Source organism: Robertmurraya sp. GLU-23 (assembly GCF_052983275.1).
In genome coordinates this window covers 1-15,629 of the sequence record NZ_JBRKCV010000003.1, presented here as the reverse complement: position 1 = coordinate 15,629, position 15,629 = coordinate 1, and the positions used below count along the sequence as shown (strand labels likewise).

The following is a 15,629-nucleotide window of genomic DNA, read 5'->3' as shown; positions in this document are numbered from 1 at the left end:
TGCCTCCTTGTATCTATAAAAAATTATTTACCTAAACAGAACTGCGAGAATAACTGGTCAATTAAGCTTTCATGAATGGACTCTCCAATAATCTCCCCTAATAGCTCCCAAGTTCTTGTAAAATCAATCTGCACAATATCAATTGGAACTCCACTTACCACACCTGAAATCGCTTCTTCTATGGTTTGTAACGCCTGGTGTAGAAGAGCGATATGACGACTATTAGATACATACGTGATATCACCTGACTCAATCGATCCAGAGAAGAAAAGAGCAGCAATCGCCTCTTCTAAATCATCGACGCCTCGATCTTCAAGCAATGAGGTCGTTACAAGTGGACCTTTCCCTGTCAGTTCTTTAACTTTCTCCATATCAATCTTTTGAGGAAGATCTGTTTTATTAATAATGACGATAACATCCATTCCTTCAACAGCCTTAAACAGGTTTTCATCTTCCTTTGTTAAATCATCCGAATAGTTCAGAACTAGTAAAATAAGATCTGCTTCTTTTAGCACTTGTCGTGATTTTTCCACGCCAATTCTTTCTACGATATCTTCTGTCTCACGAATACCCGCTGTATCTAATAAGCGAAGCGGCACTCCTCGAACATTAACATATTCTTCGATGACGTCACGAGTCGTTCCAGGAATATCCGTAACAATAGCTTTATTTTCCTGAACTAAACTATTTAGTAAGGAGGATTTCCCAACGTTAGGTCTTCCAACAATCACCGTTGATAAGCCCTCACGTAAAATCTTTCCTTGTTGAGACGTTTCAAGTAACTTTTTCATTTCTACTCGAACGAGGTTTGCCTTTTCTAAAAGCATGTTATGAGTCATTTCTTCCACATCATCATACTCTGGATAGTCAATATTCACTTCAACATGAGCCAGGGTTTCAAGAATCTCCTGCCTCAATCTTTGAATAAGCTTGGATAATCGTCCTTCCATTTGCCCAAGTGCTACGTTCATGGCACGATCCGTTTTGGCACGAATCAAATCCATCACTGCTTCCGCTTGTGATAAATCAATTCTTCCGTTTAAAAAGGCACGTTTTGTGAATTCACCTGGTTCTGCCAATCTTGCTCCAAATCGTAATACCAATTGCAGGACACGATTTACTGACACAATCCCACCATGGCAATTGATTTCTACTACATCTTCTTTTGTAAATGTATGTGGTCCTTTCATCACAGACACCATTACCTCTTCAGCAACCTCACCTGTTTTTGGATCCAGTAAGTGACCGTAATGGATGGTATGTGTTTGTACATCTATCAAACGTTTATTTCTTTTTCCTCTAAATAGCTTATCGGCAATTTGGATTGCTTCGTCTCCACTCAGACGAACAATCGCAATCGCTCCTTCACCAAGCGGAGTCGATATCGCCGCAATTGTATCAAATTCCATTGCCTTCACCTCTTCCCACTAAGGGACTGTATATTCCTTATCTTCATCTATGTCACGAAACTTTACTCATTAAAAGCATCTTTTCCCAAATTATTAGAATAGCACAGCCATTTCTAATAAAAAAGATTTATCCACAAATAAAAAAGCGCATTATGCTCTATCATAACTTATCCACATGTGAATAACAAGAAAAGCGGAGCCGACTGTTCTGACCCGACAAGCATAAGACAAGCCCAGTAGGAAAGCCTGCTTTCCGGAAGGGATTGACTTATGACCTCGAGGGTCAAGGAGGCGGAGCTGGACAAAGAAAAGCGGAGGAAGCTTTCCTAGTACCCACTCACAGCAGCACCACAAAAAAACAAAAAAAAACGACCCCACTAAGTGGGATCGCCCTAACTCTTATTTATTCGGTGTAATAACGATATAACGATTTGGCTCGACTCCGTCAGAGTATGTTTTCACTCGCTTATTATCCACTAAAGCGGTATGAATCACTTTTCTTTCATACGATGGCATTGGTTCAAGTGATACTCTTTGGCCTGTACGAACAGCTTTAAAAGCAAGTCTTTCAGCTAATTGCATTAGTGTATCATTTCTTCTTTTTCGATAATCTTCTGCATCAAGCAATACATTTACATATTGCTCCGCATATCGATTAATGACTAGCTGCGTTAAATATTGAAGGGAGTTTAAAGTTTGTCCTCTTTTTCCAATTAGGAGAGCAATCTTGTCCCCAGAAAGAATAAATTGAACTTGTTTGCCTTCTTTTATCACTTCAATATCAACTGGCGAACCCATTTTGTTTGCTACATCAGTTAAAAAGTTTTTTGCCTCTTCAATCGCATCAATCTTTTTAGTTACTTTAACAATAGCCGGGCGGGTACCAAAAATACCAAATAGCCCCTTTTTCCCTTCGTCAACTATCGCTATTTCTGCACGATCTCTTGTTGTTTCTAGTTGAGCTAAAGCTGACGCTACTGCTTCCTCAACGGAATTACCCGTAGCAGTTACCTCTCTCACTTTTTCGCTCCTCCTGATTTACCAGTTTCAGCAACCTTTTTTAAATCTGGACCTTTAATAAAATAAGTTTGAACAATCATAAAGATATTCCCGACTACCCAATATAGTGATAAAGCAGCTGGGAAAGTAAATGCAAACACGACAATCATGACTGGCATAATGTAAAGCATCATTTGCATTTGAGGATTATTCTCTACACCCGCCATCATAATTTTCTGTTGGATGAATGTTGTGATCCCCGCTACAATCGGTAAAATATAAAACGGATCCGGAGACCCAAGGTCAAACCATAAGAAGTTATGCTCTGCAATCTCTCTTGTACGAGAAATAGCATGATAAAAACCAATTAATATTGGCATTTGAATGATTAATGGAAAACATCCAGCAAGCGGATTTACTCCATGCTGCTGAAATAACGCCATTGTTTCCTGTTGAAGCTTTTGTTGCGTTTTTTGATCTTTTGAGCTATATTTTTCTCTTAACTTTTGCATCTCAGGCTGAATAGCTTGCATAGCCTTTGAGCTCTTTGTTTGCTTGATCATTAATGGCAAAATCACCAAACGAATCAAAAGTGTAACTAAAATAATACCTAAACCAAAGTTTCCACCAGCAAACTCCGCTGTTTTGACAATTAATAACGATAATGGGTATACAATATACTCGTTCCAAAAACCTTCGCTTTCTGCTGTAATCGGCTTATTATACTCTGTACAGCCCGTAAGTAGTGCCATCAGAAATATGAGGCCGATTAAAAGAAGAAGTTTCTTTTTCAACCGTTTTTTCCTCCTTAATATCTTATATCCTCCAAGTATGTCCACTTCAATCTTTAGATAAAAAAAGAAACACACTACTTGTTCGTCTATTAATAATCCAAGTGTATTGTATCATTTTTTATAAGTACATTTCCTTAAAAAAATGCAAACACAAAGATTTTATTTCCTTCTTTCTACTCTACCATTTAAAACCTTCGCAAGTTTTAAAACATGAGTTAAACTTCCCTTCACTTCATGAAACGTCATGTCAGAAGCTGGTTTTCTCGCAATGATAATCAAATCCAAGTCATTTTTCATATATTCTTGAAGCTCTAGTAAGGATTGTCTAATATACCTTTTCACTTGATTACGAGTTACAGCATTTCCAATCTTCTTGCTAACAGACAAACCCACATGAAAATGAGTTTGTTCTGGAACTTTTCGCAAATAAACCACAAATTGACGATTTGCTACAGAATTTCCCTTTTTATATATCTCTTGAAATTCTTTATTCTTTTTAATTCGAAATTCCTTTTTCATTTATTACACCTACGATCTAGATTAAAGCAAGTGCTCTAGCTTCTGGAGGCGCACACTGCCCTTCCCATTATTTTCTTCTGTGTGAACATCTATACATAAATCGAACTCTTCTTCCACTTGAATGAGAAAAAAGACCACTGACGTTTCAGTGGCCTAAGCAGATAATACTTTTCTTCCTTTACGACGACGACGTGCTAATACTTTACGTCCGTTTGCAGAGCTCATACGACTACGGAAACCGTGAACTTTGCTGTGTTTACGCTTATTTGGTTGGTACGTTCTTTTCATTATATGACACCTCCCTGAGGAATAACTTTAAAGACAGTCCTTCTAATTATAGAGGCGACCTATAAAAAAAGTCAATAGCCTATCTTCGACTCCTTTTGACGAACAGAATAAAAGATACGATTTTCTTTATTTTAATGTTTTGATGTAGTGTCCTCCAAACAGCTTTTTTAGCTCCTGTTAATAACTTTCGACACGTTTCTCCATTATCCACAACGCTTATTGACAGCTTTTTCACAGATTCTTTTGCTGTGGACAATTAATACTCACAGCTTGTACTTGTTGTGGATAAACTTAAAAAACCATTGCGTCTACTTAATTTATTTGATATTATTATTGTGTTTTCACTCTGGATAAAAACATGTGGATAAATAGACTATCCACAGATTGTGGATATCTTGTGGATAGGTTATTCAGAGCCTATGTAGAACGTTGTCCACAAGTCGTGGATATTGTCGAAATCCCTCATTACTTCTTATATATATACTTACCCACATTAACAGATTTGTATATTTATAAATTTATAGGTTGTACAGCTTGTATAACCTATGTTTTTTTGTAATCCTTACGGGAAACATAGAAAAATTAGTAGACTGTTTAGCCGCTTCAAAGATGGCATTTATATTCCTAAAAGGAGGGATCAGTGTGGAAAATATTTCGGATCTTTGGAATAACGCGTTAGCCAATATAGAGAAAAAAATAAGCAAACCCAGCTTTGAAACGTGGCTAAAATCTACTAAAGCCCATTCTTTGCAAGGTGATACGTTAACCGTAACGGCTCCAAATGAATTTGCTCGTGACTGGCTAGAAGAACGTTATTCGCAATTAATCGCTGGAATTCTCTACGATATAACTGGAGAAGAATTAGGGGTAAAATTCATCATTCCGCAAAATCAAAATGAAATGGAAGATGATATTCCTATCCCACAAAAACGCAATATTAAAGATGATGACCATCAAGAGCTACCGTTAAATATGCTCAATCCGAAATATACTTTTGATACATTTGTTATTGGTTCTGGGAACCGATTCGCACATGCTGCTTCATTAGCAGTCGCTGAAGCACCAGCTAAAGCATATAATCCCCTTTTTATTTACGGGGGCGTAGGTTTAGGAAAAACTCACCTTATGCATGCGATTGGGCACTATGTGCAGGATCATAATCCATCAGCAAAGGTTGTATATTTATCTTCTGAAAAATTTACGAATGAGTTCATTAACTCTATTCGAGACAATAAAGCAGTTGATTTTAGAAATAAATATCGCAATGTAGATGTTCTTCTTATTGATGATATTCAATTTCTTGCTGGAAAAGAACAAACTCAAGAGGAATTTTTCCATACGTTTAATACGCTACATGAAGAAAGTAAGCAAATCGTTATATCCAGTGATCGCCCGCCGAAGGAAATTCCGACGCTTGAAGATCGACTCCGTTCACGCTTTGAATGGGGATTAATCACAGACATCACACCACCAGATTTAGAAACAAGGATTGCCATTCTTCGTAAAAAAGCAAAAGCTGAGGGATTGGATATTCCGAACGAAGTTATGCTATATATAGCAAATCAAATTGATTCCAATATTAGAGAGCTAGAAGGTGCATTGATTCGAGTGGTTGCCTACTCATCTCTAATAAATAAAGATATTAATGCTGATTTAGCTGCGGAAGCTTTGAAAGATATTATTCCTAGTTCAAAACCACGAGTCATAACGATTCATGAAATTCAACGAGTCGTTGGAGAGCACTTTAATGTAAAACTCGAGGATTTTAAAGCAAAGAAACGGACAAAGTCTGTAGCTTTTCCTAGGCAAATTGCTATGTATTTATCAAGAGAATTAACCGACTTTTCCCTTCCGAAAATTGGTGAAGAGTTCGGAGGTCGAGATCACACGACAGTTATTCATGCTCATGAAAAAATTTCAAAGCTGATTCAATCAGATGCTCAGTTCCAAAAACAATTGAATGAGATTAATGAGCTTTTGAAAATTTAATACTGTGTATAACTTTCACTTGTTTACTCACAGTCTGTCCACATGTGGATAGGCTGTATTTCCTTTCACTTAAGGGAGTTATCCACATACTCACAGGCCCTACTATTACTTCTACTATTTTTTAATAATAAAAATATATATAAATAAGCTGATATTCCATTCATAACGGGAGGACTTTTTTTATGCGTTTTATTATTCAAAGGGACCGTTTAGTTCAAAGCGTTCAAGATGTTATGAAAGCAGTAACTAGCAGAACAACTATCCCAATCTTAACCGGTATAAAAATCGTTGTAACTGAAGATGGTGTTACATTAACTGGTAGTGACTCAGACATTTCTATAGAATCATTTATACCTAAAGAAGAAGCTGGTGATGAACTTGTCGAAATCAAACAAACAGGTTCTATCGTTCTACAAGCAAAGTTTTTCAGTGAAATTGTAAAAAAATTACCTACAGATACAGTTGAAATAGATGTTCAAAATCATTTTCAAACCGTTATTCGTTCAGGTAAATCTGAATTTAATTTAAATGGTCTTGATGCAGAAGAGTATCCGCATTTACCACAAATAGAAGAGCAAAATGCTTTTAAGATCCGTACAGACCTCTTAAAAGTTCTGATTCGTCAAACGGTTTTTGCAGTGTCCACCTCAGAAACACGCCCAGTGTTGACAGGTGTAAACTGGAAGGTCGAAAACGGAGAGTTAATCTGTATTGCAACAGATAGTCACAGATTAGCTTTAAGAAAAGCGAAGGTCGATATTGAGAACGATGTGAATTACAATGTAGTTATTCCAGGGAAAAGCTTAAATGAATTGAGTAAAATCCTAGATGATACAAATGACCTAGTTGACATCGTTATAACAGAAAACCAGGTGTTATTTAAAGCCAAGCATCTATTGTTTTTCTCAAGATTGCTTGAAGGGAACTATCCTGATACAACTCGATTGATTCCGTCAGAGAGTAAGACAGAAGTAACTGTTAATACAAAAGAGTTTTTACAATCCATTGATCGTGCTTCCTTGCTGGCAAGAGAAGGGAGAAATAACGTAGTTAAATTTTCAACGATTGAAGAAAAAGTGATAGAGGTGTCCTCTAATACACCAGAAATCGGAAAAGTAGTTGAAGAGCTGCAAGCACAAGCCATTACTGGTGAAGAGTTAAAAATATCTTTTAGTGCAAAATATGTAATGGATGCATTAAAAGCTTTAGAAGGACAAGAAATAAAAATTAGTTTTACAGGGGCAATGAGACCGTTTATTATCCAACCTTTAAATGACGATTCGATTCTGCAATTGATTCTCCCTGTAAGAACATATTAAGAATAAGCTGCCAGGTCTCTGGTGGCTTTTCGTTTAACCCTTTGTATATAAGCCAATTATTTAGTAAAATAAAGAGTAGACACGAAAAACGCTCGTCATGAAAAATAACGTGAAAAGAGTGAGGCTATTTGAGAGAAGAAGTAAAAATTGACACAGAGTATATTACGTTAGGTCAATTTTTAAAGCTAGCAGGCGTTATAGATACCGGAGGAATGGCAAAGTGGTTCCTTAGTGAATATGAAATATTTGTCAATAATGAGCAAGATCAAAGGAGAGGTCGAAAGCTTAGAGCTGGAGATGTTGTTGAAATTCCTACCATCGGTTCATACATTGTCATGTAAAAGGAAGCAGGCTTCGACATATGTGTTGAAGTCTCGCTTACTGTATAGGGATAAAGGATGTTTTGAATATGTATATTGAGCATTTAGGGTTAAAAAATTATCGTAATTACGAAGATTTGACTATGACTTTTGAAAACAAGGTTAATGTCATCTTAGGTGAAAATGCTCAAGGGAAAACAAATGTCATGGAATCCATCTACGTTTTAGCCATGGCTAAATCTCATCGAACCTCTAATGATAAAGAACTTATTCGCTGGGATGAAGAATATGCTACAATAGAGGGACGGGTAAAAAAAAGTCACGGTCCTCTCCCAATGCAGCTGATTATTTCTAAAAAAGGAAAAAAGGCAAAATGCAATCATCTTGAGCAGCAAAAATTAAGCCAGTATGTAGGGAATATGAATGTGGTTATGTTTGCGCCTGAGGATCTTACACTCGTGAAAGGAAGTCCGCAGGTTAGAAGGCGATTTATAGATATGGAGATTGGACAAGTATCCCCTATTTATCTTCATGAAATGGGGCAATATCAGAAAATTCTCCAGCAAAGAAACCATTATTTAAAAATGATGCAGATTAAAAAGCAATCAGACGAAACGATGCTTGATATATTAACGGAGCAATTTATTGACAAGGCTGTTCGTATCGTTGCCAAACGTTATGAATTCCTCCGTTTGCTTCAAAAATGGGCTATTCCAATCCATAGTGGAATTTCTAGAGGGTTAGAAACATTAAAGATTGAGTATAAACCTTCTGTTGATGTATCAGAAGAACAAGATTTGTCGAAAATGGTAGAAGTATTTACTCATAAATTTGATAAAATAAAAAGAAGAGAGATCGAACGTGGCACTACACTGTTTGGACCTCATCGTGATGATATGCTCTTTTTTGTAAATGGGCGTGATGTGCAAACTTTTGGATCTCAAGGCCAGCAACGAACGACTGCATTATCCGTCAAGCTTGCAGAAATCGAACTCATTCATGCGGAAATTGGGGAATACCCTATTTTGCTTCTTGATGATGTTCTTTCAGAGCTGGATGATTATCGCCAATCTCACTTGTTAAATACCATTCAGGGTAAAGTACAAACATTTGTGACAACAACAAATGTAGATGGAATTGACCATCAAACACTAAAAGAAGCGTCAACCTTTACCGTTGATAGTGGGACGATTAAACAAATCTTATGAGGTGGTCATATGTATGTTCATATTGGAGAAGAGACATTGGTTCGAGCAATAGATATCGTTGCCATCATAAGTAAAGAAAGTGTCGTTTCTTCATCACAGATGAATGAATTTTTAATGCATGATTGTTTAGTGGTTGTCGATCTTTCAAAAGGTGGATATAAATCTATCGTGGTCACAAAAGATAAAGTCTATTATTCACCGTTATCATCTGGAACATTAAAAAAACGCTCTTATAAACTAGCAGCTCAGTATTAGAATAATCTTAGCTCTCTTGCTAAGTGAAAATATATATTTGGTACGCGAAAATCAGATGATTTTTGCTTAATTGTGAAAGAAAGAGTAGGTGAACGGTTTATGGCAATGGAACAAAAAGAAGTCCAAGAACAATCATATGATGAAAATCAGATACAGGTTCTGGAAGGTCTTGAAGCCGTAAGAAAAAGACCGGGGATGTATATAGGTTCCACAAGTGTCAAAGGACTCCACCATTTAGTTTGGGAAATCGTTGACAATAGTATTGACGAAGCTCTAGCTGGCTTCTGTTCAGAGATAAATGTTGTAATTGAAAAAGATAATAGCATTACCGTTATTGATAATGGACGGGGAATTCCGGTCGGGATCCATGAAAAGATGGGAAGACCGGCTGTTGAAGTTATTATGACTGTTCTTCATGCTGGCGGAAAGTTTGGTGGCGGAGGTTACAAAGTTTCTGGAGGACTTCACGGAGTGGGTGCGTCTGTTGTTAATGCGCTATCTACGTTATTAGAAGTGTATGTTCATCGAGAAGGGAAAATTCACTACCAGAAATTTGAGCGTGGAGTGCCTGTAGCTGACCTAGAAGTGATCGGAGAAACAGACCATACCGGTACGACGATTCACTTTGTTCCAGATAGCGAAATTTTCACAGAGACTCTTGAGTATGATTATGAGACCCTTGCCAATCGTATCCGTGAGCTTGCTTTTTTAAACAAAGGTTTAAAAATAACGATTGAAGATAAGCGTGAAGAAAATAAAGGCAACCAATATTACTATGAAGGCGGTATAAAGTCTTATGTAGAACACTTGAATAGATCAAAGGAAGTTCTACATGAAGAGCCGATCTTTATCGAAGGCGAAAAAGAGGGAATTACCATCGAGGTCGCCATTCAATACAATGATAGTTATACAAGTAATATTTACTCGTTTGCGAACAATATTCATACCCATGAAGGTGGGACACATGAATCTGGTTTTAAAACAGCTCTTACAAGAATCATAAACGACTATGCGAGAAAATATGGTCAGATAAAAGAAAACGATTCGAATCTGTCTGGTGATGATGTACGAGAAGGTTTAACAGCTATCGTATCAATCAAACATCCAGATCCACAGTTTGAAGGCCAAACAAAAACGAAACTTGGTAACTCTGAGGTAAGAGCAGCAACAGATACGATTTTTGCCGAGGCACTGGATAAGTTTCTTCTTGAAAACCCTACAGTTGCAAGGAAAATAGTTGAAAAAGGCTTAATGGCGGCAAGAGCCCGTTTAGCTGCCAAAAAAGCACGAGAGTTAACACGTCGAAAGAGTGCCCTTGAGGTATCGAGCTTACCTGGTAAGCTTGCTGACTGCTCTTCTAAAGATCCTGGAATAAGTGAAATATATATCGTTGAGGGAGATTCAGCGGGTGGATCAGCAAAACAAGGACGTGACCGTCATTTCCAAGCGATTCTTCCACTTAGAGGGAAAATCCTTAACGTAGAAAAAGCTAGATTGGATAAAATCCTTTCAAATAATGAAGTACGTGCCATGATTACAGCTATTGGAACAGGGATTGGCGAAGACTTTGATCTTTCGAAAGCTCGCTACCATAAAGTTGTAATTATGACGGATGCTGATGTTGACGGTGCGCATATTCGAACACTGATACTAACATTCTTCTATCGATATATGAGACAAATCTTAGAGGCGGGCTATATTTATATCGCTCAGCCACCGTTATATAAAGTTCAACAAGGGAAACGTATTGAATATGCCTATAACGATAAAGAATTAGACCGTATTTTCGCAGAGCTTCCGAGTCAACCGAAACCTAATATTCAACGTTACAAAGGATTAGGCGAGATGAATCCTGATCAGCTTTGGGAAACAACCATGAACCCAGAGACGAGAACCATGTTACAGGTTAGTCTTCAAGATGCCATTGAAGCTGATGAAACATTCGAAATGTTAATGGGAGATAAAGTGGAGCCACGTCGTAACTTTATCGAAGCAAACGCACAGTACGTGAAAAACTTAGATATTTAAAAAAGGGTAGAGGGTAACCACTATCCTCCTTTTCTTTTCATAGAAGGCTTACAAAGGATCATCATTAGCTTTAAAGGAGGTACACACGTTGGCTGAAACACCAAATTCACAAATTAAAGAAATAAATATAAGCCAAGAAATGAAGACTTCATTCCTAGACTATGCGATGAGCGTAATCGTCTCCCGTGCTTTGCCAGATGTTAGAGATGGATTAAAGCCTGTTCACCGTCGTATTCTATATGCCATGCATGACCTTGGGATGCACTCTGACAAGCCATATAAAAAGTCTGCTCGTATCGTAGGAGATGTAATTGGTAAATATCATCCACACGGAGACTCAGCAGTGTATGAGACAATGGTACGTATGGCTCAGGATTTTAACTATCGGTACATGCTTGTTGATGGCCATGGAAACTTTGGATCGGTTGATGGAGATTCAGCGGCAGCCATGCGTTATACAGAATCAAGAATGTCAAAAATCTCTATGGAACTGTTGCGAGATATAAATAAAGACACGATTGATTACCAAGATAACTATGATGGAGAAGAAAAGGAGCCAGTTGTTCTACCTGCTCGATTCCCGAATCTTCTAGTCAATGGAACAACAGGGATTGCGGTAGGAATGGCAACAAATATTCCTCCACATCAGCTTGGTGAAGTTATTGACGGTGTGTTGGCAGTTAGTAAAGACCCAGAGATAACCACTCAAGAGCTCATGGAGATTATTCCAGGTCCTGATTTTCCAACAGGAGGATTAATACTGGGGAGAAGTGGGATTCGAAAGGCTTACGAAACAGGCAGAGGTTCTATTACATTACGAGCAAAAGTTGTTATTGAACAAAAGGCCAATGGCAAGGAAGTTATCATTGTTAATGAAATTCCATACCAGGTAAACAAGGCAAAGCTTATCGAGAAAATTGCTGAGCTAGCCCGTGAGAAAAAAATTGATGGTATAACAGACCTTCGTGATGAATCCGATAGAAATGGTATGCGTATTGTTATTGAGGTTCGTAAGGATGCAAATGCCAATGTATTATTAAATAATCTTTACAAGCAAACCGCTCTACAAACTAGTTTTGGAATCAATACGTTAGCGTTAGTTGGTGGACAACCTAAGGTATTGAACTTAAAACAATGTTTAGTTTACTACTTAGATCACCAAAAAGTAGTCATTCGTAGAAGAACAGAATTTGAATTACGAAAAGCCGAAGCACGTGCGCATATTTTAGATGGTTTACGAATTGCACTAGATCATCTAGACGCGGTTATTAGCTTAATTCGTTCTTCACAAACAACAGATATTGCTCGTGAGGGGTTAATGACTACCTTCGAGCTTTCTGAAAAGCAAGCACAGGCAATATTAGATATGCGATTACAGCGTTTAACGGGTTTAGAACGTGAAAAAATCGAAGAAGAGTATCAAAACCTTGTGAAGCTAATTGCAGAGCTGAAGGAAATTTTGGCAAATGAAGAGAAGGTTCTTGAAATAATTAGAGAAGAACTATCTGAAATTAAAGAACGCTTCAACGATATTCGTCGTACTGAAATCGTAACGGGTGGAGTCGAAAACATTGAAGATGAGGATTTAATTCCGGTTGAAAATATCGTTATTTCGTTAACTCATAATGGATATATCAAACGTCTTCCTGTTTCAACCTACCGCGCGCAAAAACGTGGTGGTCGAGGAATACAAGGAATGGGAACGAATGAAGATGATTTCGTTGAACATCTTGTTACAACGTCCACACATGACACAATCCTTTTCTTTACAAATAAAGGGAAAGTGTATCGCTCGAAAGGATATGAAATTCCTGAGTTCTCAAGAACAGCGAAAGGAATTCCAATCATCAATCTATTAGAAGTGGATAAAGGAGAATGGGTGAATGCCATTATTCCTGTCTCAGAGTTTGTAGATGACTGGTTCCTATTCTTTACTACCAAAGAAGGAATATCGAAACGATCACCACTCACTTCCTTTGCAAATATCCGAAACAATGGTTTAATTGCCTTGAACTTACGTGAGGAAGATGAGTTAATCTCTGTTCGTCTTACAGATGGCAGTAAGGAAATTATTATTGGAACGAAGAAAGGGTTACTCATTCGTTTCCCTGAAACAGATGTTCGTTCTATGGGGCGTACTGCTACAGGAGTTAAAGGAATTAACATTGACGCTTCAGATGAAGTAGTCGGAATGGAAGTTCTTGAGGAAAACACTGAAATATTAATTGTTACAAAGAATGGGTATGGTAAACGTACACCTGCTGATGAATATAGAATACAAGGTCGTGGCGGTAAAGGGATTAAAACCTGCAATATTACAGATAAAAACGGAAACTTAGTTTCGATGAAGGCTGTAACAGGTGAAGAAGATGTCATGTTAATTACTACAGGCGGAGTCTTAATCCGTATGGCGGTTAGTGATATCTCAACAATGGGACGAAATACTCAAGGTGTGAGATTGATCAGATTGAATGAGTCAGAAGAAGAATTCGTAGCCACTGTAGCGATGGTTGAAAAAGAAGAAGAAAAAGATGAAGAAAAAGATGAAGAAAAAGAAGAATTAATCGTTGGTGAAGAAGAAGTAAAAGACGTTGAACCAGCGGAAGAAGAATAATTTGTAAGAGAGGGACATTATTATGTTCCTCTTTTTTTATGAATTGGGTAAAATAGACTAAGAATATTATTACTAGAGGGTGTAATTTAGTGCGAGTTCTTATAAAAGAAGTTCAAGAAGGATGCATTCTTTCTGAAGATGTTATGGGGTCTTCAGGACGGGCAATTGTCCAAAGGAAAACAGTATTAACTTCCGAATTACTCGGAGTATTAAAAGCCTTCTTAATACCCGAATTAGAGGTTGAAAAGACTCTGTCTAGCGGGCATCCTTTTATACCTAATGAGATCCTTATGGATGATGAAGAAGTGAGGAATGAGGAAAATGAAGCACAAAGGGAACTTACATTCACCGAACTCTTTCTTCAAGCATCAAGAAGCTTTAAAAAGGAGTTTCGAAGCTGGCAGGCGGGTTTACCAGTAGATGTTACAAAGGTGCGAAGTATTATATTTCCGTTAATCGAAAAAATAGAACACAATCAAGCAGACCTTTTTCAACTTCATCACTTTTCAACTGAGGAAGACTATTTGTACCAGCATGCGGTTGCGGTTGGATTAATTAGTAGTTTTATTTCTAAGAAACTAGGTTTTAATAAAGGGGAAATTGTTCAGATTGCTTTGGCTGGGACTTTAAGCGATTGTGGTATGGCAAAGCTTTCTGAAGGAATATTAAATAAAAGAACACCTCTTACACAAGAGGAGTATCAAGAGGTAAAAAACCATCCAACGTATAGTTATAGACTTATTCAAAGTACACCTTTTATTAGAGAGGCTGGTAAAATTGCCATCTTTCAACATCATGAGCGTTTGGATGGAAGTGGGTATCCACTTGGTGAAAAAGGACAGAAAATCCACCAATATGCAAAAATTATTGGGGTCGCTGACACCTTCCATGCAATGACTTCACAACGCTTATATAGAAAAAAGCAGTCTCCTTTTAAAGTATTAGAGATGATGCTACAAGATTTATTTGGACAGTTTGATATTGCCTCCATCCGTGCACTTCAAGCTGGAATTATGAATATTTCTATTGGAAGTTTAGTAAAACTTTCAAATGGACAAGAAGCAGAAATTCTATATATTGATGAGAATGCTCCAACAAGGCCGCTGGTAAAAGTATTATCTACTGCTGAAATTATTCATTTGCAGAGAAACCGGATGATTTTTATCGATGAAGTAAAGATTCCTTAGGATGGTAGAGCCAAGTAGGTGTTATCTATTTGGCTCTTAAATGTTTCCATTTATTAGATATTGAATAATAAACAATGACTTGTTATACTATTAAAAGTCAGTTCAACAGGTACTTTAAATTGTTATTAAAACTTTTTTAAAAAAGTAGTTGAAATGATTTAGTAAACATGATATATTATTAAAGTCGCCTCGTTGCGACAGTGATTGTTCTTTGAAAACTAAACAAATCATACGTCAACAAAAAAATGATTAGTGTTGAAAAATACACTAGCCAACGTTTTAACTTTAAGAGCTAATCTTACTCTTTATTGGAGAGTTTGATCCTGGCTCAGGACGAACGCTGGCGGCGTGCCTAATACATGCAAGTCGAGCGGATCTTTGGGAGCTTGCTCCCAAAGATTAGCGGCGGACGGGTGAGTAACACGTGGGCAACCTGCCTATGAGACTGGGATAACTCCGGGAAACCGGGGCTAATACCGGATAATTCTTTTCTACTCATGTAGAAAAGCTGAAAGATGGTTTCGGCTATCACTCATAGATGGGCCCGCGGCGCATTAGCTAGTTGGTGAGGTAACGGCTCACCAAGGCGACGATGCGTAGCCGACCTGAGAGGGTGATCGGCCACACTGGGACTGAGACACGGCCCAGACTCCTACGGGAGGCAGCAGTAGGGAATCTTCCGCAATGGACGAAAGTCTGA

At 37.7% G+C, this 15,629-nt stretch carries 13 protein-coding genes and 1 rRNA gene; 9 read left to right on the top strand and 5 right to left on the bottom strand.

All coding sequences use genetic code 11. The features are described 5' to 3' along the window. Positions 1–23 precede the first annotated feature (23 nt). From mnmE to rpmH, 5 genes are all read right to left on the bottom strand, one after another. Positions 24–1,409 (bottom strand): tRNA uridine-5-carboxymethylaminomethyl(34) synthesis GTPase MnmE, encoded by a 1,386-nt coding sequence (mnmE, locus tag ACVBAX_RS07570; RefSeq protein ID WP_447116510.1) that lies wholly within the window; start codon positions 1,407–1,409, stop codon positions 24–26. Between the two features lie 399 nt (positions 1,410–1,808). Next, positions 1,809–2,429, bottom strand: a complete 621-nt coding sequence (jag, locus tag ACVBAX_RS07565) for an RNA-binding cell elongation regulator Jag/EloR (protein WP_447116509.1) — start codon at positions 2,427–2,429, stop codon at positions 1,809–1,811. Further along, positions 2,426–3,202: a YidC family membrane integrase SpoIIIJ gene (spoIIIJ, locus tag ACVBAX_RS07560; protein ID WP_160547696.1), complete on the bottom strand. Its 777-nt coding sequence runs from the start codon at positions 3,200–3,202 to the stop codon at positions 2,426–2,428. Before spoIIIJ ends, jag begins: the two co-directional genes overlap by 4 nt. 159 nt (positions 3,203–3,361) lie before the next feature. Continuing rightward, positions 3,362–3,721 (bottom strand): ribonuclease P protein component, encoded by a 360-nt coding sequence (rnpA, locus tag ACVBAX_RS07555; protein WP_430776763.1) that lies wholly within the window; start codon positions 3,719–3,721, stop codon positions 3,362–3,364. Between the two features lie 153 nt (positions 3,722–3,874). Further along, a complete protein-coding gene (gene rpmH / locus ACVBAX_RS07550) occupies positions 3,875–4,009 on the bottom strand; it encodes a 50S ribosomal protein L34 (RefSeq protein ID WP_066059809.1) in 135 nt (44 codons plus the stop codon). A gap of 642 nt (positions 4,010–4,651) precedes the next feature. Between rpmH and dnaA the strand changes: the two genes are divergently transcribed. From dnaA to ACVBAX_RS07505, 9 genes are all read left to right on the top strand, one after another. After that, positions 4,652–5,998: a chromosomal replication initiator protein DnaA gene (gene dnaA / locus ACVBAX_RS07545; RefSeq protein WP_430776762.1), complete on the top strand. Its 1,347-nt coding sequence runs from the start codon at positions 4,652–4,654 to the stop codon at positions 5,996–5,998. 182 nt (positions 5,999–6,180) lie between these two features. Next, positions 6,181–7,317, top strand: a complete 1,137-nt coding sequence (gene dnaN / locus ACVBAX_RS07540; RefSeq protein ID WP_430776761.1) for a DNA polymerase III subunit beta — start codon at positions 6,181–6,183, stop codon at positions 7,315–7,317. A 128-nt stretch (positions 7,318–7,445) separates the two neighbouring features. Beyond that, positions 7,446–7,658, top strand: coding sequence for a S4 domain-containing protein YaaA (gene yaaA / locus ACVBAX_RS07535; RefSeq protein WP_430776760.1), 213 nt, complete (start codon positions 7,446–7,448; stop codon positions 7,656–7,658). Positions 7,659–7,726: 68 nt separating this feature from the next. After that, positions 7,727–8,845 carry a DNA replication/repair protein RecF gene (gene recF / locus ACVBAX_RS07530; protein ID WP_447116508.1) on the top strand — a complete coding sequence of 373 codons (1,119 nt, stop codon included), beginning with the start codon at positions 7,727–7,729 and terminating at the stop codon, positions 8,843–8,845. A gap of 9 nt (positions 8,846–8,854) precedes the next feature. After that, positions 8,855–9,100, top strand: a complete 246-nt coding sequence (gene remB, locus ACVBAX_RS07525; protein ID WP_447116507.1) for an extracellular matrix regulator RemB — start codon at positions 8,855–8,857, stop codon at positions 9,098–9,100. Positions 9,101–9,205: 105 nt separating this feature from the next. Next, positions 9,206–11,128, top strand: coding sequence for a DNA topoisomerase (ATP-hydrolyzing) subunit B (gene gyrB, locus ACVBAX_RS07520; protein WP_447116728.1), 1,923 nt, complete (start codon positions 9,206–9,208; stop codon positions 11,126–11,128). A 139-nt stretch (positions 11,129–11,267) separates the two neighbouring features. Beyond that, positions 11,268–13,742, top strand: coding sequence for a DNA gyrase subunit A (gene gyrA, locus ACVBAX_RS07515; RefSeq protein ID WP_447116727.1), 2,475 nt, complete (start codon positions 11,268–11,270; stop codon positions 13,740–13,742). A gap of 89 nt (positions 13,743–13,831) precedes the next feature. Then, positions 13,832–14,929, top strand: a complete 1,098-nt coding sequence (locus ACVBAX_RS07510) for an HD-GYP domain-containing protein (protein ID WP_447116506.1) — start codon at positions 13,832–13,834, stop codon at positions 14,927–14,929. Between the two features lie 305 nt (positions 14,930–15,234). Further along, positions 15,235–15,629 (top strand): 16S ribosomal RNA (locus ACVBAX_RS07505); the annotation flags it as partial.

Excerpts from the sequence above, each read along its gene's own strand:
- mnmE (WP_447116510.1), bottom strand. The coding sequence starts at position 1,409 with ATGGAATTTGATACAATTGCGGCGATATCGACTCCGCTTGGTGAAGGA.
- rnpA (WP_430776763.1), bottom strand. The coding sequence starts at position 3,721 with ATGAAAAAGGAATTTCGAATTAAAAAGAATAAAGAATTTCAAGAGATA.
- rpmH (WP_066059809.1), bottom strand. The coding sequence starts at position 4,009 with ATGAAAAGAACGTACCAACCAAATAAGCGTAAACACAGCAAAGTTCAC.
- dnaN (WP_430776761.1), top strand. The coding sequence starts at position 6,181 with ATGCGTTTTATTATTCAAAGGGACCGTTTAGTTCAAAGCGTTCAAGAT.
- recF (WP_447116508.1), top strand. The coding sequence starts at position 7,727 with ATGTATATTGAGCATTTAGGGTTAAAAAATTATCGTAATTACGAAGAT.
- remB (WP_447116507.1), top strand. The coding sequence starts at position 8,855 with ATGTATGTTCATATTGGAGAAGAGACATTGGTTCGAGCAATAGATATC.
- gyrB (WP_447116728.1), top strand. The coding sequence starts at position 9,206 with ATGGAACAAAAAGAAGTCCAAGAACAATCATATGATGAAAATCAGATA.
- gyrA (WP_447116727.1), top strand. The coding sequence starts at position 11,268 with ATGAAGACTTCATTCCTAGACTATGCGATGAGCGTAATCGTCTCCCGT.